This window comes from Dactylosporangium sp. NPDC051541 (assembly GCF_044454505.1).
Classification (GTDB): Bacteria; Actinomycetota; Actinomycetes; order Mycobacteriales; family Micromonosporaceae; genus Dactylosporangium.
The window spans coordinates 772,851-796,792 of the sequence record NZ_JBITDU010000001.1; the positions used below are offsets into that span (position 1 = coordinate 772,851).

The 23,942-nt window shown below is 72.2% G+C and carries 16 protein-coding genes; 8 read left to right on the forward strand and 8 right to left on the reverse strand.

The features are described 5' to 3' along the window. Positions 1-2: 2 nt before the first annotated feature. Positions 3-827: a putative RNA methyltransferase gene (locus ACIA8L_RS03630; RefSeq protein WP_395900015.1), complete on the reverse strand. Its 825-nt coding sequence runs from the start codon at positions 825-827 to the stop codon at positions 3-5. A 17-nt stretch (positions 828-844) separates the two neighbouring features. Between ACIA8L_RS03630 and ACIA8L_RS03635 the strand changes: the two genes are divergently transcribed. The 5 genes from ACIA8L_RS03635 (at position 845) to ACIA8L_RS03655 (ending at position 7,214) form a co-directional block, all read left to right on the forward strand. Further along, positions 845-1,924 (forward strand): adenosine deaminase, encoded by a 1,080-nt coding sequence (locus tag ACIA8L_RS03635; protein WP_395900016.1) that lies wholly within the window; start codon positions 845-847, stop codon positions 1,922-1,924. A gap of 323 nt (positions 1,925-2,247) precedes the next feature. Then, entirely contained in the window at positions 2,248-5,757 is a 3,510-nt protein-coding gene (locus ACIA8L_RS03640; RefSeq protein ID WP_395900018.1) for a nitrate- and nitrite sensing domain-containing protein, read from the forward strand. Next, positions 5,754-6,158 (forward strand): roadblock/LC7 domain-containing protein, encoded by a 405-nt coding sequence (locus ACIA8L_RS03645; protein WP_033358336.1) that lies wholly within the window; start codon positions 5,754-5,756, stop codon positions 6,156-6,158. Before ACIA8L_RS03640 ends, ACIA8L_RS03645 begins: the two co-directional genes overlap by 4 nt. 95 nt (positions 6,159-6,253) lie before the next feature. Beyond that, on the forward strand, positions 6,254-6,631 hold the full coding sequence (locus ACIA8L_RS03650; RefSeq protein WP_223101134.1) for a DUF742 domain-containing protein: 378 nt from the start codon (positions 6,254-6,256) through the stop codon (positions 6,629-6,631). Continuing rightward, complete coding sequence (locus ACIA8L_RS03655) at positions 6,612-7,214, forward strand: ATP/GTP-binding protein (RefSeq protein ID WP_223101135.1); 603 nt, start codon at positions 6,612-6,614, stop codon at positions 7,212-7,214. Before ACIA8L_RS03650 ends, ACIA8L_RS03655 begins: the two co-directional genes overlap by 20 nt. Before the next feature lie 357 nt (positions 7,215-7,571). Here ACIA8L_RS03655 and ACIA8L_RS03660 read toward each other — a convergent pair whose 3' ends face one another. From ACIA8L_RS03660 to deoC, 5 genes are all read right to left on the reverse strand, one after another. Next, the gene (locus ACIA8L_RS03660; protein ID WP_395900020.1) at positions 7,572-11,042 is read right to left on the reverse strand and encodes a hypothetical protein; all 3,471 of its coding nucleotides are present in this window, start codon (positions 11,040-11,042) and stop codon (positions 7,572-7,574) included. A gap of 234 nt (positions 11,043-11,276) precedes the next feature. Beyond that, the gene (locus ACIA8L_RS03665) at positions 11,277-12,599 is read right to left on the reverse strand and encodes a DNA primase (protein ID WP_395900022.1); all 1,323 of its coding nucleotides are present in this window, start codon (positions 12,597-12,599) and stop codon (positions 11,277-11,279) included. 91 nt (positions 12,600-12,690) lie between these two features. Next, on the reverse strand, positions 12,691-13,554 hold the full coding sequence (locus ACIA8L_RS03670) for an aldehyde dehydrogenase family protein (protein WP_395900024.1): 864 nt from the start codon (positions 13,552-13,554) through the stop codon (positions 12,691-12,693). Beyond that, positions 13,544-14,974, reverse strand: coding sequence for an aldehyde dehydrogenase family protein (locus ACIA8L_RS03675; RefSeq protein ID WP_395900026.1), 1,431 nt, complete (start codon positions 14,972-14,974; stop codon positions 13,544-13,546). The genes ACIA8L_RS03670 and ACIA8L_RS03675 overlap by 11 nt, the downstream gene beginning before the upstream one ends. An 8-nt stretch (positions 14,975-14,982) precedes the next feature. Next, positions 14,983-15,918, reverse strand: a complete 936-nt coding sequence (deoC, locus tag ACIA8L_RS03680; RefSeq protein ID WP_395900028.1) for a deoxyribose-phosphate aldolase — start codon at positions 15,916-15,918, stop codon at positions 14,983-14,985. A gap of 25 nt (positions 15,919-15,943) precedes the next feature. Between deoC and upp the strand changes: the two genes are divergently transcribed. Together upp and ACIA8L_RS03690 are read left to right on the forward strand one after the other, a co-directional pair. After that, positions 15,944-16,585 carry a uracil phosphoribosyltransferase gene (upp, locus tag ACIA8L_RS03685; protein ID WP_395900030.1) on the forward strand — a complete coding sequence of 214 codons (642 nt, stop codon included), beginning with the start codon at positions 15,944-15,946 and terminating at the stop codon, positions 16,583-16,585. Between the two features lie 104 nt (positions 16,586-16,689). Then, entirely contained in the window at positions 16,690-17,790 is a 1,101-nt protein-coding gene (locus tag ACIA8L_RS03690; protein WP_395900032.1) for a glycoside hydrolase family 26 protein, read from the forward strand. On the opposite strand, the gene ACIA8L_RS03695 is transcribed toward ACIA8L_RS03690, so the two are convergent. Continuing rightward, positions 17,785-19,458, reverse strand: coding sequence for a phospho-sugar mutase (locus tag ACIA8L_RS03695; RefSeq protein ID WP_395900034.1), 1,674 nt, complete (start codon positions 19,456-19,458; stop codon positions 17,785-17,787). The two genes, ACIA8L_RS03690 and ACIA8L_RS03695, sit on opposite strands and share 6 nt — an antisense overlap. 19 nt (positions 19,459-19,477) lie before the next feature. Further along, positions 19,478-21,271 (reverse strand): serine/threonine-protein kinase, encoded by a 1,794-nt coding sequence (locus ACIA8L_RS03700; RefSeq protein WP_395900036.1) that lies wholly within the window; start codon positions 21,269-21,271, stop codon positions 19,478-19,480. An 862-nt stretch (positions 21,272-22,133) separates the two neighbouring features. On the opposite strand from ACIA8L_RS03700, the gene ACIA8L_RS03705 reads away from it, so the two are divergent. Next, entirely contained in the window at positions 22,134-23,360 is a 1,227-nt protein-coding gene (locus tag ACIA8L_RS03705; protein WP_395900038.1) for an amidohydrolase, read from the forward strand. The last annotated feature ends 582 nt before the right edge of the window (positions 23,361-23,942 follow it).

Consider the following 23,942-nt stretch of genomic DNA (forward strand, 5'->3'; position numbering starts at 1 on the left):
ATCTATATATAAGGACGCCAGACGCTGAGATCCACGTCGAGCGTGGCGGTGATCGGCTCCGGCATCGCCGCGATGGTGGCGCGGATCGTGTCCGGATCGGTGTGCCAGGCGCTGGGGCCCATCCCGACCAGGGCCTCGGCCTCGGCCCGGGTGAGGCCGAGCGGGTCGCGGACCCGGTGCCGGCCGGTGCGCACGAACCACTGATCGAGGCTCTTGTGCAGCCGCTCCTCCTTGGCCGGGTCGACCGTGATCAGGCCGAGGGCGGTGACCAGCTCGGCCAGGTGGCCGGCGGCCGGTGTGGCCACGACCAGGGCGCCGCCGGGGGCGAGGACGCGGGCGAACTCGGCGCCCGACCGGGGCGCGAAGATGTCCAGGACCACCGCGGCGGTGTCATCGGCCAGCGGCAGGCCCTGCCAGATGTCGGCGCGGACGGCCCCGATGCGCCCATGGGCCTGGGCCGCCCGCTTGAGGGCGGCCTTGGAGGTGTCGACCGCCAGGCCGTCCCGGTCCGGCCCGAGTGCGGCGGCCAGGTAGTGGGCGGTGCCGGCGCCGACCTCCACCACCAGGCCCGGCGGCTCGCCGGCGACGAGCGCGGCGACGGCGGTGCTCAGCGCGGCGAAGTGGCCGGCCGTGAGCAGGGCCTCCCGGGCCACCACCATCTCCGCGGTGTCGCCGGTGTGGACCGGGCGCCCGGCGGTCAGGTCGGCGTACCCCTGCCGGGCGATGTCGAACGAGTGACCCCGAGGGCAGCGCAGGGCGTGCTCGGCCGGGGCGAGCGGCTCGCGGCACACGGGACACCGCAGATGTGTGATGACGGCGGTTTGCACACCACTAGTGTCAGGGCATGGTTGCTCCCAGTTTCGACGAGATCCGTCGTGCGCCGAAGGCCCTCCTTCACGACCACCTTGACGGCGGTCTGCGCCCCGCCACGATCCTGGACCTGGCGGCCGGGATCGGTCACGAGCTGCCGGCGGCCACGCCCGAGGGGCTCGGCGAGTGGTTCGTCGCCGCCGCGGACTCGGGGTCGCTGGAGCGATACCTGGAGACGTTCGCCCACACCGTCGCGGTGATGCAGACCGCGGACGCGCTGCACCGGGTGGCCCGGGAGTGCGCGCTCGACCTGGCCGCCGACGGCGTGGTCTACGCCGAGGTCCGCTTCGCGCCCGAGCAGCACCTGGCCGCCGGGCTGACGCTGCCCCAGGTCGTGGAGGCGGTGCTGGACGGGTTCCGGGCCGGCGCGGCCGAGGCCGCCGGGCTGGGGAGCCCGATCCGGGTCGGCACCCTGCTCACGGCGATGCGCCACGCGGCCCGGTCGATGGAGATCGCGGAGCTGTCGATCCGCTACCGTGACGCCGGGGTCGTCGGCTTCGACATCGCCGGCGCCGAGGCCGGTTTCCCCCCTACGCGGCATCTGGACGCGTTCGAGTACCTCCAGCGCGAGAACTCACATTTCACCATCCACGCCGGTGAGGCCTTCGGGCTGCCGTCGATCTGGCAGGCGCTGCAGTGGTGCGGCGCGGACCGGCTCGGACACGGTGTCCGCATCGTCGACGACATCGTGGCCGACGCTGAGGGTGCCAACTCGCTCGGCCGGCTCGCCGCCTATGTGCGCGACAAGCGCATCCCGCTGGAGCTGTGCCCGTCGTCCAACGTGCAGACCGGTGCCGCCCCGTCGATCCGTGAGCACCCCATCGGTCTGCTGCGTGACCTGCGCTTCCGCGTGACGGTGAACACCGACAACCGGCTCATGAGCGGCACCAGCATGTCCCGGGAAATGGCCCTGCTGGTCGAGGCTTTCGGCTACGGATGGGGGGAATTGCAGTGGTTCACGGTGAATGCGATGAAGAGTGCGTTCATTCCGTTCGATGAGCGCCTGGCCCTGATCAACGACGTGATCAAGCCCGCCTACGCGAAGCTGGCGTGATGTCCGGATTTGTCGGCGACGATCATCCGGTTTATCCGGATGGTCTTCGTGGATACCGCTTATTCGGACATTTGCCTCATCAATGTTCATAAGACGCAGCCACAGACCTGGGCTTTCTTCTTGGCACGGGACATGGTGGAATCTCGGAGGTCTGGCCCAGTAGGGTCGGCCGGTCGCGGGTGCCTGCTGTTTCATAAGGCGCCGGTTCGGAGGGCGGTGAAGTGAGCAAACGGCCATCGACGCGGGAGCCTGTCTCGTCGCGTCTGCGTTTCCCGATCGGCCGGCTCCGAGACCTGCCAATTTGGTCCAAGCTCGGTCTGATCATGATCGTTCCGATCATCGCGACGATCGTCGTCGGCACCAACGGTCTCGTCGGCAATATCGGTGACGCCAACGACGCCGACCGGGCCCGCACCCTCTCCGGGCTTTCCCAGCAGGCCGCCGCCCTCGTGCACGAGCTGCAGAACGAGCGGGCCAACGCGGCCATGGTCCTCGGCCAGCTCAACACCGACGGCGCCGTCGAGGCCCGCAGCGTGTTCGAGCGGCAGACCCAGAAGACCGACGACGCGAGCAAGGACTACCGGCTCACCCGGTCCGGCCTGGCCGACCCGCCCGAGGACTTCCGCCAGCAGCTCGCCTCGATCGACACTTCCCTGCAGGACCTGCCGGGCATGCGCAAGCAGATCTCCGACGGCGGCAAGGACATCCTGGCCAGCACCGTCGTGGCCCGCTACCGCTCGCTGATCGACGACCTGCTCGGCATCCGCGAGAGCTCGGCCGAGCTGTCCAACAACCCGTCGCTCGGCTCCGACATGCGCGCCTCGGCCGCCATCTCGCAGATGAAGGAGCAGGTCGCCCTCGAGCGGGTGGTCGGCCTCCGGGCGCTGACGACGAAGGCCTTCACGCCGCAGCTGCGCAAGGAGTTCCAGTCCGCGCTGACCGGCCAGGAGCAGGCGGAGGAGCAGTTCCGCACCAACTCCCAGCCCTGGCACCGCGACCTGTTCGACAAGAAGCGCTCCGGCTCCGATCTGCGCGAGGCCGCCACCTTCGAAGGTGTGCTCGGCCCGTTGACCACCGAGGCGCTGCCGGGTGACATCTTCACGGCCACCGCGTGGGACAACGCCATGATCAACAAGGCGAACCTGCTGCGTGGCATCGAGATCGAGTTCGACGACCACAACGTCGACAGCGCCACCGCGGCCCGCAACGACCTGCAGCGCCGGGTGCTCGTCACCGCCGGCGCCCTGCTCGGCATGCTGCTCCTGGCGATCCTCTTCGCCTGGATCGTGGCCCGCTCGATGGCCCGGTCGCTGCGCGAGCTGCGCCACGGCGCGCTCACGGTCGCCCAGTTCGGCCTGCCCCAGGCGGTGCAGCGGCTGCGCGACCCGGCCCTGGCCACGCAGATGTCGCCGCACCAGCTGGCCCTGCAGATCGCCGAGCCGCTGCCGATCCGCAGCCGCGACGAGTTCGGCCAGGTGGCCGAGGCGTTCAACGCCGTGCACCTCGAGGCCGTCCGCACCGCGGCCGAGCAGGCCGCCCTGCGGGCCAGCGTCGCGACCATGTTCGTCAACCTCGCCCGCCGCTCGCAGATCCTGGTCGACCGGCTCATCGGCCACCTCGACCGGCTGGAGCGCGGCGAGGAGGACCCGGACCGCCTGGCCGAGCTCTTCCAGCTCGACCACCTGGCCACCCGGATGCGCCGTAACGACGAGAACCTCCTGGTCCTCGCGGGCGCGGACTCGACACGCATCCAGCGCGAGCCGGCCCCGTTCATGGACGTGCTGCGCGCCGCCCAGTCCGAGGTCGAGCACTACACGCGCATCGAGTTCGGCATGATCGACCGGGACATCGAGATCGCGGCGCACGCCGTCAACGACATGGTCCACCTGGTCGCCGAGCTGCTCGACAACGCCACGGCGTTCTCGCCGCCGGACTCGGCCGTCATCGTCGAGGCCCGCCGCGTGGGCGACCGCGCCGCGCTGCTGGTCGAGGACCACGGCATCGGCATCTCGCCCGAGCAGCTGGCCGAGCTCAACGACCGGCTCGCCAACCCGCCGATGGTCGACGTGGCCGTCTCCCGAATGATGGGCCTCGTCGTGGTCGCCCGCTTGGCCGCCCGCCACGGCGTCAAGGTCGAGCTGCGCGCGGCCCGCGAGCGCGGCACCATCGCCGACATGACGCTGCCGGCCGGCGTGCTCGTGCCGCGGGCGCTGTCCGGGCGTAACGCCGCCGGGATGCCCATCGCCGGCATGCCCGCCGTCGGCCCCAACGACGTGGTCCAGGCCCGCCCGATCCCGTCGACCCCGGCCCCCCGATCGCCGCTCGCCTCGCCCCTGGCGCTGGAGGGCCCGCCGACCGGTGGCTTCGCGGGCGCCGGCACCGGCGGCTTCGGCGGCCCGGGCAACGGCGGCGGCTTCGGCGGCCCCGGCCCCGGCGGCTTCGGCGGTCCGGGCAACGGTGGCGGTGGCGGACCTCGCTTCGGCACCCTGACCAGCAGCGGCCTCTTCAGCGGCGACCGGCCCACGCCGGGCGGCAACGCCAACACCGGCGAGCGCCCGACCGTCAACGGCTTCGCCAACGGCGCGCCGCCGCGGCCCGCGCCGCCCGCTCCGCCGGCCCGCCCGACGCTCCCGCCCGCGGGTGGCGACGGTGGCTGGGAGCAGGACAGCGGTGGCTTCCGGCGTGGCGACACGGGCGGTTTCCGGCGCGACCCGGGCCGGGACACCGGCGGGTTCAGCACCGGCGGCCGCGACCCCGAGCGCGACACCGGCGGCTTCAGCCGCAACGGCTTCGGCGACGACCGCGCTCCCGAGCGCAACGGCGGGCGCAGCCTGCCGGCCTGGTCCGACCTCACCGGCGCCGGTGACCTCGGCGGCGACGACACGCCGGCGCGCAACCGGGGCGGCGAGCCCGGCGGGCTCAACCCGCTGCCGCAGCGCCGCGCCAACGAGGCTTGGCCGTCCGACGAGGAAGCGGCCCAGGCCGAGGCGGCCGCCCCCGAGGAGACGGGCGGCCCGATCCCGCGGCAGCGCCCCGGCTTCAACGGCTTCGACGAGGCTCCCGCCGGTCCGAGCGCCCTGGCCAACCCGCCGGCCCAGTGGCCGCCGGCCGAGCCCGCGGCGCCGCCGCGGCCCGCGGCCCAGCCGGAGCCCTACGCGCCCGTCGACATGACGGCGGAGATTCCACGGGTCCGGCTCGACTGGGACCCGGCGCCGAACGAGAGCGAAGCATCAGACCCGCGGCAGCGCTTCGTCGACGAGACGATGGAGCTGCCGATCTTCCGGGAGCTGGAGTCCGCCTGGTTCACGACCAAGCGCCAGCCGCTGGAAGACCTGACGCCCCCGGCTCCTCCCGCGGCCAACCCGGCGGCTCCGGCCCCGGCGCAGCCCGCCACGCCCGGCTCCCGGCCGGTCGAGGTGACCTATAGCGAGGCGCCGTCCCCATACGTCCCGCCGCAGCGATTTGAAACCCGCACTCCGGGTGAACCTTCGCGAGGTTCGGGGGACCGGGCGTCGAGCGGTTCGGCAGTAAACTGGCGCACTGCGGCCGACGAAGGATGGCAAGCCGCAGCGGCAATCGCCGAGGTTCAGGAATTTGCGACGACCGACATGGGTTTGCCAAAGCGCGTGCCGCAGGCGCAGCTCGTTCCTGGCGGGGTTGAGCCCAACCCGGCCGCTGCGCACAAGCGGACGCCTGAGTCCGTGCGCGGTCTGTTGTCGGCGTATCACCGAGGCGTTCAGCGTGGCCGGACCCGGTCCGACGACTCGAAAACCCCGGAGCCGACTTCGGCCGGGCCTCAAAACTCGCAGGCTGGCAAGGAGCAAGAGGCATGACATCTACGCAGGATCTCGGTTGGCTGCTCGCCAACTTCGCGGACCGAGTGCCGGGGGTCGCCCACGCGGTCGCCGTCTCGGCGGACGGTCTGCTGTTGGCTGCTTCTCGTGACCTGCCGCGTGACCGTGGTGACCAGCTTGCCGCGATCGCGTCGGGTCTGGTGAGCCTGACCCAGGGCGCATCCCGCTGCTTCGAAGGCGGGGCCGTGCTGCAGACTGTGGTCGAAATGGACAATGGCTTCCTGTTCCTCATGTCGATCTCCGACGGTTCGTCGTTCGCGGTCCTCGCGGCCCGCGCCTGCGACGTCGGCCAGGTCGGTTACGAAATGGCATTGCTGGTCGACCGGGTCGGTGACGCTCTCACGCCGCCGCCCCGCCCCACGGCCTCGATGCTCGGCTGAAGCTGAACCAGGTGACGAAGCACTACCTTTTAGCTGCACAAACATACTCAATGGCTGCTTACGAGGCCCGACGAGTGAGGAGGTGAACGGCGAACATGGCCGAACGCGATGAGCCAACGGGCGCGCTGGTAAGGCCGTACGCCGTCACCCGAGGTCGCACCCGGCCCAAGCTGGAAATTGCGATCGAGGCTCTAATAGAGACCACCGTTCGGGGCCGGGCGGCCAACACCCGGCCGGGTGGTAATCACGGCCAGGAGCAGCAATACATTTCAACGCTCTGCGACGGCCGACTGCAGTCCCTCGCCGAGATCGCGGCGCGCATGCAGCTTCCGCTGGGTGTCGCTCGCGTCATTGTGGCGGACATGGCTGCTGACGGACTGGTCGCGGTGTACGAGCCGACCTCGCTCGACGAAAACGAGTCGGTGGGCACAGAACTGCTTGAGAGGGTGCTGAGTGGACTTCGGAGGCTCTGACGTGGCACACCGCCCAGGGCGGGTCACGTCAGCGAAGATCGTCATCGCCGGCGGTTTCGGCGTGGGCAAGACCACACTGGTCGGCTCGGTCTCGGAGATCACGCCGCTGACCACTGAGGCCATCATGACCTCCGCCGGTGTCGGTGTGGATGACACCCGCAATGTGCCCGGCAAGACGACGACCACGGTCGCAATGGACTTCGGTCGTATCTCGATCGACCGGGACCTGATCCTGTACCTGTTCGGCACCCCGGGCCAGACCCGTTTCTGGTTCATGTGGGACGAGCTGGTGCGGGGTGCGATCGGCGCGGTCGTGATGGTGGACACCCGGCGGCTCGCCGACTGCTTCGCCGCGATCGACTTCTTCGAGCACCGGCGGCTGCCATACCTGGTGGCCATCAACTGCTTCGACGGCGTGCAGTATCACAACGCCGACGACGTGCGGGAGGCGCTCGCGGTGTCCAGCGACGTGCCCGTCGTGTCGTGCGACGCGCGCTCGCGGGAGTCGACGAAGAACGTGCTCATCTCCTTGGTGGAGTACGTCCTGTCGATGCGCCGCACCCGCGCCACCGCGCCGGCGTAACCGCCACAACTCAACAGCACCACCCACTCAGCCGCACCCGCGCACCGAGCTCCCGAGAGGGACGCCCGGTGCGCGTTTGCGTTGCCGGGGTTAACGCTGCGTACGGAGCCGGATGCGGAACGCCGAAGTTCCCGTCCAGCGTCTCTCTGCGCGCCCGACCTCGCCCCGGTGCAACTCGGGTGCCCCCGGAACCTCCCGGGCGACACACGGCTCGCACAGGCCGCCGTACACGCATCGGCGCGCGTCTCCGCCCCGGGCTGTACACCGATCTGTCCGGCGGAGGGAGGGGCGGGGAGACGGCGAAGGCCGCCCCCGTCGTGGGAGCGGCCTTCGAGCGTTGCCGTTGGTGCCGCGGAACTAGCGGCGGGCGGAGCGGTACTCGTACTCGCGCTCCTGGTAGTCGCGGCTCGCCTCGCGGCTGAAGTCCCAGCCACCGGCGGACTCGCGACCCGGGCGGCCGCCGACCGAGAAGCCCCCGACCTCCTGGCCGCGCCGCCAGCCCCGGAAGTAGCCGGTGGTGTGGGCGGCGATCTGGGCGGCGTCGCGGACGATCCGCAGCGGACGCTCCGGGTTTTCGTTGACCGGGGCACCGGGGACCAGGTTCTGCTGCGGGACGCGGCGCGGGAGGCCCGTGCTGGTCTCGTCGCCGATCTGCGGTGCGGCCGCGCGCTGGGCCGCCTGCCAGGCCGAGTCGTTGGAGTTTTCCCAGTTGACCTCCGGGCGGGCGACTTCGCCCTCGCCGGTCGAGTCGGCGTCCCAGTCGGTGAACCAGGCCGAGCGGGCCGCCGCGAAGATCAGCAGGTCGCCGTCGCCCTCGTCGGCGGGCTTGGCGGCGTCGCGGTCGGCGGCCGGAGCGCGGCGGCTGCGGCCGGCGCCGGTGCTGCGGGCGGTGGCGCGTTCGGCCGGGCGCTCGGAGTCGACCAGGCGCAGGGCCGGGGGCTCGAAGGGGAACTCGCCGCTGAAGTCGCCGGAGAGCTCGTCCGAGTAGCCGGGCTTGAGCGCCGGGTCGGCGACCGGGGCCGGCTCGACCAGGCGCAGGCCGGCCGACTCGAGCGGCAGCTCGCCGGTCTGCCACGGCGGGGGCACGCGGCCCTCGCGCTGGCGGGGCAGCTCGACCGGGCGCTCGGCCGACGCGGAGCGGGCCCGCTCGCTGCGGGGGATCTCGGTGCGGCCGCGGTCGGAGCGCGGGATCTCGGTCCGGGCGCGTTCGCTGCGGGGGATCTCGGTGCGGGCCCGGTCGGAGCGCGGGATCTCGGTCCGGGCGCGTTCGCTGCGGGCCGGCTCCTCGTCCTGGGTGCGCTCGGCGTGCCGGGAGCCGGCGCGGGTCTGGTGCGCCTCGGCCTCGTCGGCGCGGTCGCGCTCGGCTCGCCGCTCGGCCCGGGACAGGCCGGCGGCCGCAGCGGCGGCCGCGGAGTCGGCCCGGGAACGGGTCGGGCGCTCGCTGTTGAGCGGCGGGAACTCCCCGGACGGGGCGGACGGGCCGAACGAGCTCAGCGCGGACGAGCCCCGGGCGTTGGCGCCGGTGCCGAGCGGGTCGGCGCGCAGCGAGCCCGACGTGGACTCGATCGTCGCGTCCAGCGCCGAGAAGTCCGGTGGCTGGGGGATGTCGCTCAGCTTCGGCAGGCTGCTCAGCTCCGAGGCGGAGGCGAGCGGGTCGGCGCCGAACTTGTAGGCCGCGGCCGAGGTCTCGGTCGTCGGCCCGTTGTCCGAGTCGAGCGACCAGTTGGGGCGGGTCGGGGCCGCCTTGCCCAGCGTCGGGGGCTCACCCAGGGCGCTGAGGTCGCTCAGCCGGCCACCGCCGGAGGTCGGCGCGGCCGGAGTGATCGGCGGCGCCGCGGGCATGCCGTTGAGCGGGTCGTAGCCGTAAGTGTCGAAGCGCGGCATCTCGTGCGGCTCGTGCGTGCCGATCAGCGGGGCGATGCCCGGCGGCGGCGACGGCATGAGCGACGCGAACGACGCCTCGGTGAACTGCGGCTCCGCCGACGACGAGGTCGGCTGGGGCGGGATCACCGGGATCGGCGCGATCGGCGGCGGCGCGATCGGGGCCGGAGCGACCGGCAGCGGCGCCACGGGCGTCGGCTGCGGAGGAGCGGCCTGCAGCGGTACTGGAATCGACTGCATCGAAGCCGGCGTCGGTGACTGCCCCTGGTAGGTGGGCGGCACCGGCGGCGCGGGGGCGTACATCGGCGTCGGCGGCTGGTAGGCGGCCGGCTGATACGGCGGCGTGTGCGACGACGGCGCGTATCCGGGCGGCGTGGACGTCACCGGCGGGGCCGAGGGCACACCGTAGGCGGGCGGGGCCGAGGACACCGAGCCGTATGGCGGGGCGGACGACACCGAGCCGTAGGGCGGAGCCGACGGGACCGACCCGTATGCGGGCGGCGCCGAGGGCACGTAGCCGGGCGGGGTGGAGACGACCGGCGGCGCGGAGATCACGGCGGGCGGGCCGGAGACGACGGCCGGCGCGGAGCCGACGACGCTCGGCAGGCCCGCGGCCGGGGGCGCCGACACGACGGGCGGCTGGGCCTGCGTGGGCATGGCCGGTCCGGTCTGGGCGCGGCGGCGGCCACCGGTGTTGCGGGTGGCCACTTCGGCGGTGCGGGCGACGTCGGCGGTCCGGGCCGCTTCGGCCGCGGCCACCTCGGCGGCGCGGGCGGCCTCGGCGGCGGCCCGGCTCGCGGCGCGGGTGCGGTTCGGCATGGGCTCGACCGCGGCGGCGGCCGGCCGGGCGTTGGCGGCGACGGCGCGGGAGCGCGACGGCATGCTGTCCGCGGCGGCGGCCGGACGCAGCGGCGTGGCCGGGGTCAGCGGCGTGGCCTGGTTGAGCGGCGACACGTGGGGCGTCAGCGGCGTGGCCGCGGCCAGACCCGCACCCGGGCTGAGCGCGGTGGCCGGCCGCTGCCGGTTGGGCAGCGTGCGGTGCGTGGCCGGGCTCATCTTGTCGGCGAGCACCGCGACGAGCGCGGCGGCCGCGGCGTCGCCGGCCCGCACGGCCGCGACGGACTGCCGGATGGTCTCGGCGACGGCGATGGTCATGGTCCGGTTGACGCCGGTGCGGCGGGGGGTCTCGGCGATCGCGACCCGCAGGGCGGTGATGGCCTCACCCAGCGTGGTGGCGTCGGCGACCCCGGCCTTGGCGAGCTCGGTGACGACCGCCTGGTCGGCCTTGCGGCCGGTGGCGCCGCCGCCGAGGATGCCGGGCTCGGGCAGGGCGTCGAGAATCGCGAGGGGGATCGACTCGGCCGGGTCCGGGTAGGCCCGCAGCGCGGCCGGGTAGAGCTCGCGGAGCACCTCGCGGAGCGTGGCCGCGGCGCTCTGGCGGCCGGAGACGACGGCCGCGTGCGCGGCGAGGACCGGCTTGAGCGGCAGCATGTCCCGGGGCGGGCTCTGGCCGACGGCGGAGAGCACGCCGGCCTGCAGCGCCCGGGCCAGCCCGACGGCGCGGCGCTCGGCCGCGTTGGACTGGATCTCCTCGGGGGACTCATCGTCGGCGAAGCGCTCGGCGTAGTCGTCCGCCGAGTCGTCGTCGGTGAAGGCGAGGTTGCGTCCGGCCGCGGTGAGCAGCTGGGTGACGACGTGGTCGTCGCTCTCGGCCGCGACCGCTACGGCGGAGGTGCCGCCGGAGCGCTGCGCCAGCAGAGCGCTGAGCTCGGCGTAGCCGCCGGCGTCGTCGCTCACCTCGCAGATGTCGATGAGTCGGCCGGCGTCATCGACGACCGCGACGGTCAACCAGATGTCGGAACCCGACTGCGGATCGGCGGGTTCAGCCGACGCCAGACCGCAGTACACCCGAACGAGCGCCACCGCGTCGTCCTCCTCTCGGGACATCGGTTGAGCTTCGTCACGTCGGCGAGGACTGTCCCGGAGCCCCGCCGTCGTGTTGGTGCTGGTAAACGCACAACGAAAACTGAACGACCTCTAGTGAACAGGTTGACGGCCGGTGACGCGATCAGCCGTTTCGGCTGAATACCCCGCTGGCTGATCGTCGTCCACCGTCTTGTCCGTCCGGCCAGGGCCACGCCGTGCCGAAATACCCACGGCTTAGATCCTGTCGGTCACAAATCAATCACGCCAGTCCACGGCGGCAGAAATTTTGCCGATGATGGTCCGCCAGCCGAGGGCTGCCTGTTGTGCCCCGATTTTCTTCAGCCGGCGCTTGGCGAAGAACCCGCTCACACCGCCCGATGCCGCAGCTCGCAGGCCCTCGTCGAGGTCGTCGAGGGGGGAGCCCGGGGAGAGGGCGGTGCGGACCGCCTCGAGGCGCAGGGCGTAAGCAAGGTCACGTGCCGCCTCGCCCGCGGCGAGCAGCAGGTCGGTGTCCCAGGCGTCCTGGCCGCCGCGGAGGTTCTCCACGACGAGGTCGAGCTCGTAGCGGTTCTCGTCGGTGGGCACGACCGACGAGACGGTGATCCGCTTCTTGAGGCTGTCCCAGGTGCTGACCTGGGTGAGGTCGTGCTCGACGCCGTCGGACTTCACGAAGTCGACCAGGCCCTCGACCGAGCGGAAGAGCAGCAGCTTGCCGCGGTGGGAGAGGAACGCCGGAACCTCCTCGGGCTCCTCCTCCTCTTCCTCCTCTTCGTCTTCCTCGTCGTCCTCGGCCTCGTCGTCGAGCTCGTCGTCCTCGTCCGAGATCTCGTCGTCGTCGTCCTCGTCGTCCGCCTTGGCGGACTTCTTGGCCGCGACGGCGTCGTCATCGTCGAGGTCGTCGTCCTCGTCAGCCGAGTCCGATTTGTCGGAAGCGGCAGAACGCTGCTTCGACGAACGCTTGGATGAAGCTTCCACGACCGGCTCGGGCTCGTCCTCGAACAGCTCCGCGTTCTCGAGGATCACGACCCGCTCGTCGTCCTCGTCCGCGTCGGCCCGGCGGTGGAGGATCGCGAAGTCGTCGTCCTCCTCCTCGTCGATCTCGGTCGGCGTGAGCTCGTTGGAGAGCCGGTAGGCCCGCAGCGTGTAGCCGACGCCCTTGGGCAGCGCGATCTCGACCGGCTCCATCTGCACGTCGTTCCACATGGCGTCGGCCTGGGCCGAACGCTCCTTGCCGCCGGTCTCCTCGTCGAGGTCGGCGTCGTCGTCCTCGATGTCCTCGTCGTCGTCCACGGCATCGACGTCCTCGACGGTGTCGACCTCGTCGTCGACGTCCGCGCCGGAGCCGGCCGCGGTGTCGTCGACCGTGGAGCCGGCCGCGGTGTCGTCGACCGTGGAGCCGGCCGCGGTGTCGTCGACCGTGGAGCCGATGGTGGTGTCGTCCACCGTGGAGTCGACCGCGGTGTCGTCGACCGCGGCGTCCACTTGCTCCTCGACCGGCTCGGTCTTGCGGGACGCGGCGGCGCGGTTAGCGGCGGCGCGCGACGACGCGGACCGGGAAGAGGGAGACTGGCGGGCCACTGTGACCTCCGTAGTGGGGCTCGGCGGGCGGCGCACATCATGGCGTGTGGCCTCGCGCACAAAACACCCTAGTGTGCACCGTCGGCGGCGGTCAGACCCCCTTGGGGTGCCAGACCGTCTTGACCTCCAGCAGCGACAGCATGCGGGTGACGCCGGGGTCGGCGCCCCAGTCGGGATCGCTCGGTCTGATCACCCGCTTCAGGTTCTCCGCCGCGGCCGCCTCCAACGCCTTCGCGAGTGTGGGGTCGGTCACACCGGTCAGGTCGATGGCGTTGACGTCCATGTGGGCGGCGAGCCAGGGTGCCATCTCCGCGACCGCGCCGGTGAGGATGTTCACCACGCCGCCGGGCAGGTCGGAGGTGGCCAGGACCTCGCTCAGCGTCACCGCCGGCAGCGGGCGCTCGGTGGACGCGAGCACGACGACGGTGTTGCCGGTGACGATCGCCGGTGCGATGACGCTCACCAGGCCGAGCAGCGAGGACCGGGCCGGAGCGACGACGCCGACGACACCGGTCGGCTCCGGGGCGGAGAGGTTGAAGTAGGGCCCGGCGACCGGGTTGGCCCCGCCGTGGACCTGGGCGATCTTGTCGGCCCAGCCCGCGTACCAGACCCAGCGGTCGATGGCCGCATCGACAAGGTCAAAAGCCGGATCGACGCCCTCGGCGTCGGCGACCTCCGCGGCGAACTGGGCGCGGCGGCCCTCGAGCATCTCGGCGACCCGGTAGAGGATCTGGCCGCGGTTGTACGCGGTCGCCCCGGACCACTTGCCGGTCGCCGCGCGGGCCGCCTTCACGGCGTCGCGGACGTCCTTGCGGGAGCCGAGGGCGGCGTTGGCGAGGAAGTCGCCGGAGGCCGACTGCACCTGGTAGGACCTCCCCGACTCGCTGCGGGGGAACGCGCCCCCGATGAACAGCTTGTATGTCTTGCGGACGGCCAGCCGGCCTTCAGTGCTCAAGGTAGGCCTCCAGCCCGTGCCGGCCGCCCTCGCGGCCGTAGCCCGACTCCTTGTATCCGCCGAACGGCGACGTCGGGTCGAACTTGTTGAACGTGTTGGCCCACACCACGCCGGCCCGCAGCCGGTCGGCGATCCGCAGGATGCGGGAGCCCTTCTCGCTCCACACCCCGGCCGACAGCCCGTAGGGCGTGTTGTTGGCCTTCTCGACCGCCTCGTCCGGCGTGCGGAACGTCAGCACGGACAGCACCGGGCCGAAGATCTCCTCGCGGGCGATCCGGTGGGCCTGTGTCACCCCGGTGAAGATCGTCGGGGCGAACCAGAACCCGCGGTCGGGCAGCTCGCACGGCGCCGACCAGCGCTCGGCCCCCTCCTGCCCGCCGATGTCGGACAGCTCCCGGATGCGGGCCAGCTGTGCGGCCGAGTTGATCGCGCCGACGTCGGTGTTCTTGTCCAGCGGGTCGCCGACGCGCAGCTGCGCCATCCGGCGCTTGAGCGCGGCCAGGAAGTCCTCGGCGATCGACTCCTGCAGCAGCAGCCGCGAGCCCGCGCAGCACACGTGGCCCTGGTTGAAGAAGATCCCGTTCACGACGCCCTCGACCGCCTGGTCGACGGCGGCGTCGTCGAAGACGATATTGGCGGCCTTGCCGCCGAGTTCCAAGGTCAATTTTTTGGGGGTACCGGCGACCGCCCGCGCGATCGCCCGACCGACCTCCGTCGAGCCGGTGAACGCGACCTTGTCCACGCCGGGGTGCTCGACCAGCAGGCGGCCGGTCTCGCCGGCCCCGGTGATGATGTTGACGACCCCGGGCGGCAGGTCGGCCTGGCGGCAGATCTCGGCGAACAGCAGCGCCGTCAGCGGCGTGGTCTCGGCCGGCTTGAGCACCACCGTGTTGCCCGCGGCCAGCGCCGGCGCGATCTTCCAGGCGAGCATCAGCAGCGGGAAGTTCCAGGGGATGACCTGGCCGGCCACGCCGAGCGGGCGCGGGTCGGGCCCGAAGCCGGCGTAGGGCAGCTTGTCGGCCCACCCCGCGTAGTAGAAGAAGTGCGCGGCCACGAGCGGGATGTCGACGTCCCGCGACTCGCGGATGGGCTTGCCGTTGTCCAGCGACTCCAGCACCGCCAGCTCGCGGGCCCGCTCCTGGATGATCCGGGCGATGCGGAAGAGGTACTTCGCCCGCTCCCGCCCCGGCATGGGTCCCCAGACCCGGTCGTAGGCGTGCCGGGCGGCGGTCACGGCGGCGTCGACGTCAGCGGCGTCGGCGCACGCGATCTCGGCCAGGGTCTCCTCGCTGGCCGGGTTGATCGACTTGAACGGCTCGCCCTTGCCCTCGACGAACTCGCCGTCGATGAACAGGCCGTAGGACGACTGGATGTCGGCGATCGAGCGCGACTCGGGCGCGGGGGCGTAGGAGAAGTCCATGTCGGCTCTCAGTCCAGGGTGAAGTAGTCGGGGCCGCTGTAGCGGCCGGTGGCCATCTTCGTGCGCTGCATCAGCAGGTCGTTGAGCAGCGTCGAGGCGCCGAAGCGGAACCGGTCGGGGTCGAGCCAGTCCGGCCCGGCGGTCTCGTTGACCAGCACGAGGTACTTGATGGCGTCCTTGGCGGTCCGGATGCCCCCGGCCGGCTTGACGCCGATGACCCGCCCGGTCTCGGCCCGGAAGTCGCGCACCGCCTCCAGCATCACCAGCGTCACCGGCAGCGTGGCGGCCGGCTGCACCTTGCCGGTGGAGGTCTTGATGAAGTCGGCGCCGGCCAGCATCGCCAGCCAGGAGGCGCGGCGCACGTTGTCGAGGGTGGCCAGCTCGCCGGTCTCCAGGATGACCTTGAGGTGGGCCGGCCCGCAGGCCTCCTTCACCGCCGCGATCTCGTCGTGCACCTCGGCGTAGCGGCCGGCCAGGAACGCGCCCCGGGAGATCACCATGTCGATCTCGTCGGCGCCGTCGGCGACCGCGGCCCGGGTGTCGGCCAGCTTGACCGCGAGCGGGGCCTGGCCGGACGGGAACGCGGTGGCGACGCTGGCCAGGTGGACCTTCGACCCGCGCAGGGCCTCCGCGGCGACCGCGATCATCGCCGGGTAGACGCAGATGGCGGCGGCGCTCGGGCAGCTCGGGTCGGCCGGGTCGGGCCGCACCGCCTTCGCGCACAGGGCGCGCACCTTGCCGGGGGTGTCGGAGCCCTCGAGGGTCGTCAGGTCGACCATCCGGATCGCGAGATCGAGGGCCTGCGCCTTGGCCGTCGTCTTGATCGACCGGGTGCCCAGCATCGCGGCGCGCTGCTCGGCGCCGACCTGGTCGACACCCGGCAGGCCGTGCAGAAAGGTCCGCAGCGCGCCTTGTGAGCGTGCGACCTCGGCGGTGAGGGTCATGCCCTGAATACTATTCTGTTTGCTCGTGGACGTACTTGTGGTGGATCACCCCCTGGCCAAGTCGCGGTTGACCGCGATGCGTGACGAACGCACCGACAACGGGGCGTTTCGCGCCGCGTTGCACGAGCTCACGACGATGCTCGTCTACGAGGCGGCCCGGTCGTTCGCCACCGAGCAGTTCCCGGTGAAGACCCCGGTCGCCACGACCGAGGGGACCCGGCTGGCCAACCCGCCGCTGCTGGTGCCGGTGCTGCGGGCCGGCCTGGGCATGTCCGAGGCGGCCCTGGCCCTGTTGCCGGAGTCGACCATGGGGTTCGTGGGGCTCGCCCGGGACGAGGTGACGTTCGAGCCGCGGGCCTACATGGAGTCGCTGCCGCGCGACCTGTCCGGCATCCCGGTGCTGGTCCTGGACCCGATGCTGGCCACCGGCGGCTCGCTGGAGCACTGCGTGCGGCTGCTGGTCGACCGGGGCGCCACCGACATCACCGTGCTGTGCGTGCTCGCGGCCCCGGCCGGGGTCGAGCGGCTGGCAAATTCCGGGCTGCCGATGCGCCTGGTCACGGCCGCGATCGACGAGCGGCTCAACGAGCACATGTTCATCGTCCCGGGGCTGGGCGACGCCGGTGACCGGCAGTTCGGCGGCATGCCCCGCTTCGGCGACTCGTGAGCGGCGAATCTTAAAACTTGGCTTAAGCACGGTCGCCACAACGAGGGACAACCGGCCCTGTGACCTTGCCAGGGTGAACGGGGTCGGCCTTACGTTGGGTCGCGATGAAACGCCCGAAGATGACCCTCGTGGCCGCATTGGTCCTGGCCCTGGCCGGCTCCGGGGCGATCGCCTCGGCGACGCTGCGTGAACCCGTGGCGGGCCTGAGCGAGGCCGACGCCAGCCAGGGATTGCACAAGCGAACCGAGCCGACGACAACCGCGACGAGCGAGTCGCGACCGAAACGCTGCGCCGTCGACCCGAAGCTCGTGCCGAGCTGCGGGCTGTTGTGGGGCGTGGCACCGGGGGCGTTCACGGACCTTTCCTCAGGCTCGGCGCTGGCCAACTTCGAGCGCACGACGGGCCGGCCGGCCGACATCCTGCACTCCTATCACCGCGGCGACGAGGTCTTTCCCACCAAGGACGAGATCGCGGTGGTACAGCAGCCACGCAAACGCGTGCTCTTCGCGAACTGGAAGGTCGCCTGGGACACCACGTGGGCCGATGTCGCGGCCGGCGGCGAGGACGCCCGGATCGACCGGGCGGCGGCCCGGTTCAAAGCGTTTCCGGGCACGATGCTGCTGGCCCTGCACCACGAGCCGGAGAACGACGTGCGCTCCGGCGGCGGCATGACCGCCCGGGACTACGCGGCGATGTTCCGCCACACCGTGCAGCGGCTGCGCGCCGACGGCGTCAGGAATGTCGTGTTCGTGCTCGTGTACATGGCGTATCAGCCCTGGTGCGAGCAGAGCTGGTTCGAGGACCTGTATCCGGGCGACGACGTCGTGGACTGGATCGGCATGGACCCGTACCTGTTCGCCAAGCCCGGCGGCTACGGCTTCGGTGACTTCGCGTATCTGGTGAATCACACGTCGAACCCCGCGAAATGGCCGGGCTTCTATTCGTGGGTGACCAAGACGCACGGCGGCAAGCCGCTCATGGTCGCCGAGTGGGGCGTGTACGAGCACGCCGCCGACCCGGCCCAGAAGGCGTGGATCTTCTCGACGGTGGCCCAGCAGATCGGCCGATTCCCGGCGATCCGGGCGCTGGTGTACTTCGACTCCCCGAACGCGCCGAAGGGCGACACCCGGCCCGATTCGTCGCCGCCGGCCCTCAGCGAGTTCAAGAAGCTGGCCGAGTCGCAGCTCTTCGACGTGGCGCTATAGCCCGAGGGCGGCCGCCGTCTCCGTGCGCAGGGCGGCGAGGGCGGCGGCGGCCCGCTCCCGGGCGGCCGGGATGTCACCGCCGGCGACCGGCTCCACCACTTCCAGGTAGGCCTTGAGCTTCGGCTCCGTCCCCGACGGCCGGACCACCACGCGGGTGGTGCCGGCCCGCAGGATGACCACGTCGGCGTCCGGGTGCAGGTCCTCGACCGGGCCGACCGCGACGTCGAGCAGCGCGGCCGGCGGGCGGGCCCGGACCGTGGCCATCATCGCCGCGATCTCCGCCAGGTCGGAGACCCGGACCGAGAGCTGGTCGGTGGCGTGCACCCCGTAGTGCAGGGCGAGCTCGTCGAGCCGGTCGCCCAGCGTGCGGCCCTCGGCCTTGAGCCCGGCGGCCAGCTCGCAGACCAGCAGCGCGGCGGTGATGCCGTCCTTGTCCCGGACCAGCTCCGGCGCGACGCAGTAGCCGAGGGCCTCCTCGTAGCCGTACACCAGGTCGGCACCGGCCCGCACGATCCACTTGAAGCCGGTGAGGGTCTCGCCGTAGGGCCGGTCGCGGTCCGCGCACAGCCGGGACAGCAGGCTGGAGGAGACGATCGTGGTCGCATACCGGCCCCGCACGCCGCGGCGCATCAGGTGGTCGGCCAGCAGCACGCCGACCTCGTCGCCGCGCAGCTGCCGCCAGACGCCGCCGAGCGGCGGGCCGGTCCGGTAGGCGACCGCGCACCGGTCCGCGTCGGGGTCGTTGGCGATGGCGAGGTCGGCGCCCTCCCGGGCGGCCAGGGCCAGCAGCAGGTCGGTGGCGCCGGGCTCCTCCGGGTTGGGGAAGGCCACGGTCGGGAAGTCGGGGTCCGGCTCGGCCTGCTCGGCGACGACGAACGGGGCCGGGTAGCCGGCCGCGGCGAGCGCCGCTTCGAAGACCTCCCGGCCGACGCCGTGCATGGGGGTGTACGCGACCGCGAGGTCTCGGGGAATCCCGGGGTCGATCACCCCGGCGGCGGCGTCGATGTAGGCGCGGACGATCTCCTCGCCGAGGACCTCGCCGGGCGGGCCGAGCGGCACGTCGGCGAGCGGCCCGACGGCGCGGATCGCGGTCTCGATCTCGGCGTCGGCCGGCGGCACCAGCTGGGCGCCGTCGTCGAGGTACACCTTGTAGCCGTTGTCCTGGGGCGGGTTGTGGCTGGCGGTGACCATGACACCGGCGGCGGCGCCGTGGCGGCGGACGGCGAAGGCGAGCAGCGGTGTCGGCAGCGGCCGGGGCATGAGCAGGGCCCGCCGCCCGGCGCCGGTGGCGACCCGGGCCGTCTCCACCGCGAACGCGTGGGAGCCGTGGCGGGCGTCGTAGCCGATGACCAGCGGCCGGTCGTCGGAGGCGGCGGGCTGGGCGGCGAGCCAGCGGACGAGGCCGGCGGCGGCCCCGCGGACCACGGCGAGGTTCATGCCGTTCGGCCCCGCTCGCAGCGGTCCGCGCAAGCCGGCGGTACCGAAGCGAAGGGGTCCGGAAAAACGGTCCTCGAGCTCCGCTTCGTCGTCGAGCACCGATCGGAGCTCGGCCTGGCTGGCGGGGTCAGGATCATCCGCGAGCCAGGCCTCGGCCACAGTACGAAGCCGGCGCCGGCCGGTCTCGTCTCCACCGACGAGGCCTGTGTCGCCTGACTGCGTCGAGGTCATCTGCCCTTCATAACATGGATCATCCGCCGGTCGGCGGCGACAGCTTGAAGCTCCGGACCATCTCGTCGAAGATCGCCTTGCTCTCGGCGAACTTCGTGTCGGGGACGGTCACGAAGAAGTGGTAGGCCTTGCCGTTGACCACGACCGCGTCCCAGAGCGCGTGCCGCAGGTGGTCGCCGGAGCCGCACTGATACTCCAGGACTGCCGACGGCTGCCCGTCGAGCTTGCCCTCTTGCAGGTCGACGTGGTTGTACGGCGCCTCGCAGCTGGCCGGGGTCGACTTGAGCCGGTTTTCGGCCGACTCCAGGAACGACTTGGGCGTCGAGGAGGCCTTCTCGATGTTGATCCGGATGCGGCGGTTGGCGTCGCTGGGATCGGTGAGGTCGAAGTAGGGCGCGGCCGCGCTGCCCTGCTGCTTCTTCGTCCAGCCCTTGGGCACGTTGACCGTGATGCCGCCCGGGTGCGTGAACGCCTCGACCTCGAACTTCGGGGCGGCCGGCGCGCTGGAGCCCTTGGCGCTGGGCGTCTGGCCCTTGCTGTCGTCGCCGCCCGAGAACAGGCCGGTGGCGGCGCCGATGCCGAGGAACAGCACCAGCACCACGGCCGCCGCGACGGCCGCCTTGGCCCAGCTCGGGGCCGCTTTGGCCCGGTCGATCAGCGATCCGCCGGCCGCGTTGTGGCCGTAGCCGCCGGCGCTGTGCCCGCCGTAGGAGCCGGGCGGGGTGGCCGTCGTCGGGCCCTTGGCCCAGTCGTCCTGTGCGTATTCGGGCCCGTACGCGTTGTAGGTGTCGGCGCCCGTGCGCTCGAGCTCGATCTCGTGCGGGCCGGCCTGGGCGGGCGCGCCGGACTGCATCCGCCGCATCGCGCCGCTGACCGTCTCGCCGGGCGCCATCATGGCCCGGCCGCCGATCTGCCCGGTGGGCTGCGGCGGGTGGACCACCGGCGGCTGGTGGGCCGGGCGGACCACCGCGTAGGGGTCGGTCATGTGCGCCGGTGCGTTGCTGGCGAGGGGCCCGGCGAGCAGGTCGCGCAGGACCGCGCGGCCGGTCTCGACGTTCCAGCGGCGGGCCGGGTCCTTCTCCAGCAGCCCGTAGAGCACCCCGGCGAGAGGGCCGGCGCGCATCGACTGGGCCGGCGGCTCCTCGACGACGGCCCGCATCGTCTCGAACGGGTCGCGCTTGTCGAACGGCGGGCGGCCCTCGACGGCCGTGTAGAGCGTCACGCCCAGCGAGAACAGGTCGCTGGGCGGGCCGAACTTGGCGCCGATGGCCCGCTCGGGGGAGATGAAGTGCGGGGAGCCCAGCACCATGCCGGGCGTGGTGAGCTCACTGTCGGTGGGCATCCGGGCCACGCCGAAGTCGGTGAGCACGCACCGGCCGTCACCGCAGATGAGCACGTTGGCCGGCTTGACGTCGCGGTGGAGCACCCCGGCGGCGTGGGCCACCTCGAGCGCGCCGAGTAGCGCGATGCCGATCTTGGCAACGGCCCGGGCCGCGAGGGGGCCGTCCTCGACGATCATCTCGGCCAGGCTGCGCGCCTGCAGCAGCTCCATGACGATCCACGGGCGGCCGGCCTCGGTGACGACGTCGTAGACCTGCACGACCGACGGGTGGGACAGCGCGGCGGCGGCGCGGGCCTCGCGCAGGGTCCGCTGATACATCGAGTCGCGGTCGCTGGGGGCGAGGCCGGGCGGGAGGATCACCTCCTTGACCGCCACGTCGCGGCGCAGGAGCGTGTCGCTCGCGCGCCAGACCGTGCCCATGCCGCCGTGCCCGATCGCGGTGCGCAGGGCGTAGCGCCCCCCGATCACCACGCCGGGTGCGGCGCGCTGCCCGGGGACCGGGGGAGCGGTCGACCCGGGTTCGCGAGGTTCGCGAACTGGTCCGTTGGAGTGGGAGTCGGGGCCGCGCGCAGGTTCGCGCCCGGCTCCGGCCGAGGCCAGAGCACCGGTGGGTGGCAGGGGCTCGCCATGCCACGTCGGAAGCTGAGTCACAGGCAGTTAACCGTCATGGGAGGGGGAAGGTTGACTTCTCGCCCCACTATCTTGCTTGGTCTTGGCCGCCGAAGAAAGGTGGGGTTCGCTCCTTCACCGTACCGTGACCCGGGGACAACCGACCGTGGCGGCCATGTCGCACAGCGGACGCCTCAAGGATTGAATTCCCGCATTCAGGGAACCTCAACCTCGGGATGGGGCGTCTAGCAGGTGACGGAAACCATTCGGGAACATCGGCGACTCGACTTTCCTGGATTCTCCGGCACGCGGGCCGATAGTCGGACGAGGGGTGCGTCGCCGGGTTTCGGGAACATGCCACCCTGCGACGTCTCCCATCACTGTGCGTTGAACCTTGGCGACGCTCTTCGCACCGGCGGTGTGAAAAGTTATCGCGACACCACGTGACCGTGGCGCCGGTCACGCGTTGTACGCAGTGAGGGGGGCGCCTGCGATTTTGCGCCTTTATCAGGGGTTAAGTGACGCTCAGCTATATCAACATCACGAGAATGATGTTGCGCTCCGTCACCTTGACCCGGTTAGTCTGTCCATGGCACGCATGGGGCGGGCCGCTCCATTAGACCGAAATAGAGAACTCACCGTGACGAGAGCGCTGACTCTGACCGAAACCGCCGCTGCGCCGGCGCGCCCGGTCGGCACGTTGACTTCGTCGAGGGCCGAGCGTGTGTCCGAAGGCTGGCCCGAGACACCACCCGGAGCCGATCCGCTGCCCGGACAGCTCGACCGCTGGCTCGCCTCCCGCGGTGCCGAGCTGGTGGCGATCCGTCGTCACATCCACGCCCACCCCGAGCTGTCCGGCCAGGAGTTCGAGACGGCCGCGCTCATCGCCCGCGAGCTCACCCGGGCCGGGCTCTCGCCCCGCATGCTGCCCAAGGGCAACGGCCTCATGTGCGACATCGGCCGCGGTGACCGGGTGATCGCGCTGCGCGCGGACCTCGACGCCCTGCCGCTGCCCGACACCAAGGACGTGCCCTACCGCTCCACCGTCGACAACGTCTGCCACGCCTGCGGCCACGACGTCCACACGACGATCCTGCTCGGCGTCGGCCTGGCCCTGGCCCAGCTGGCCGAGCGCGGCGAGCTGCCCGGCCGGGTCCGGCTGCTGTTCCAGCCGGCCGAGGAGACCATGCCGGGCGGCGCGCCCGAGGTCATCGCGGCCGGGGCCATGGAGGACGTCGCCGCCATCTTCGCCCTGCACTGCGCGCCGCAGCTGCCCGTAGGCCTGGTCGGCGTGCGCTCCGGGCCGTTCACCGCGGCCGCCGACAAGATCGAGGTCCGGCTCACCGGCCGCGGCGGGCACACCGCCCGCCCGCACCTGACCGCCGACCTCGTCCACGCCCTCGGCCGGATCCTGGTCGACGTGCCGTCGCTGCTGGACCGCAAGCTCGACGCCCGGGCCGGCGTGTCGATGGTGTGGGGCGCGGTGCGGGCCGGCGAGGCCGCCAACGCCATCCCGATCGAGGGCATGGCCCGCGGCACCATCCGCGTGCTCAGCCGCGAGGCCTGGCAGGAGGTGCCGGAGCTGGTGACCAAGCTCGTCCACGACGTCATCGCGCCGACCGGGGCCGACGTCGAGGTGACCTACACCCGCGGCGTGCCGCCGGTGGTCAACGACCGCCTCGCCACCGCCATCATCGCGGGCGCGGCCGCGGCCGCCCTGGGCCCGGACAGCGTCACCGAGGCCGAGATCAGCATGGGCGGCGAGGACTTCGCGTTCTACCTGGAGAACACGCCCGGCTCGATGATCCGGCTCGGCACCGGCATCCCCGGCGCGGAGACGAAGTTCGACATCCACCAGTCGGCCTTCGACGTCGACGAGCGCGCGATCGGCCACGGTGTGCGGATCATGGTCCACACCGCGCTGGCCGCACTGAGCGCCGGAGCGTTCTAGGCACTTCCAGAACACTTCCAGACAGCGAAGATCGTCGCGCTCTGGTAAGCCTGACCGCGTGGTCACCGAGCTTCGTGTGCACGGCGTCACCGGCTCACCCGCCGAGGATGTGCTGGACCGGCCGTTGCTGCGCCGCGTCGCCGGCGACGGCGACGCGGGCTTCTTCCGCCCGCGCGCCGAATACGGGGCCGTCACCGGGCCCGGCGGCGCGACCCTGGAGGCCTACCGCTGGGGCAACCTCACCGCCGGGGCCGCGGCCCGGGCGCTGTGGCTGTTGCTGCTGCCGTTCATGTTCGCCAACGTGGCGCTCTGGCTGCGCCCGGCCACCCGGCCCGGTCCGCGCGCCGCGATCCGGGCCCTGGTCCGGATCTACGCGCTGAGCATGACCGCGTCGTTCGTGCTGTCGTTCACCGAGGTCGCCGTCGACCTCGTCGGCTGGCAGTGCGCGGCCCTGCCCCGCTGCCTGGAGGGCCGCGGCTACCTGGCGCTGCTCGCGGACGGGTTCTTCGCCACCACCAGCCGGCGGCTGGCCCTGGGCGCGCTCGGGCCGATCGCCGCCATCGCGTTCCTGTGGTTCCTGGG

Coding starts and splice junctions, on each gene's coding strand:
- ACIA8L_RS03635 (WP_395900016.1), top strand. CDS start 845: ATGGTTGCTCCCAGTTTCGACGAGATCCGTCGTGCGCCGAAGGCCCTC.
- ACIA8L_RS03640 (WP_395900018.1), top strand. CDS start 2,248: ATGATCGTTCCGATCATCGCGACGATCGTCGTCGGCACCAACGGTCTC.
- ACIA8L_RS03645 (WP_033358336.1), top strand. CDS start 5,754: ATGACATCTACGCAGGATCTCGGTTGGCTGCTCGCCAACTTCGCGGAC.
- ACIA8L_RS03650 (WP_223101134.1), top strand. CDS start 6,254: ATGGCCGAACGCGATGAGCCAACGGGCGCGCTGGTAAGGCCGTACGCC.
- ACIA8L_RS03660 (WP_395900020.1), bottom strand. CDS start 11,042: ATGTCCCGAGAGGAGGACGACGCGGTGGCGCTCGTTCGGGTGTACTGC.
- ACIA8L_RS03675 (WP_395900026.1), bottom strand. CDS start 14,974: ATGGACTTCTCCTACGCCCCCGCGCCCGAGTCGCGCTCGATCGCCGAC.
- deoC (WP_395900028.1), bottom strand. CDS start 15,918: ATGACCCTCACCGCCGAGGTCGCACGCTCACAAGGCGCGCTGCGGACC.
- ACIA8L_RS03690 (WP_395900032.1), top strand. CDS start 16,690: ATGAAACGCCCGAAGATGACCCTCGTGGCCGCATTGGTCCTGGCCCTG.
- ACIA8L_RS03695 (WP_395900034.1), bottom strand. CDS start 19,458: ATGACCTCGACGCAGTCAGGCGACACAGGCCTCGTCGGTGGAGACGAG.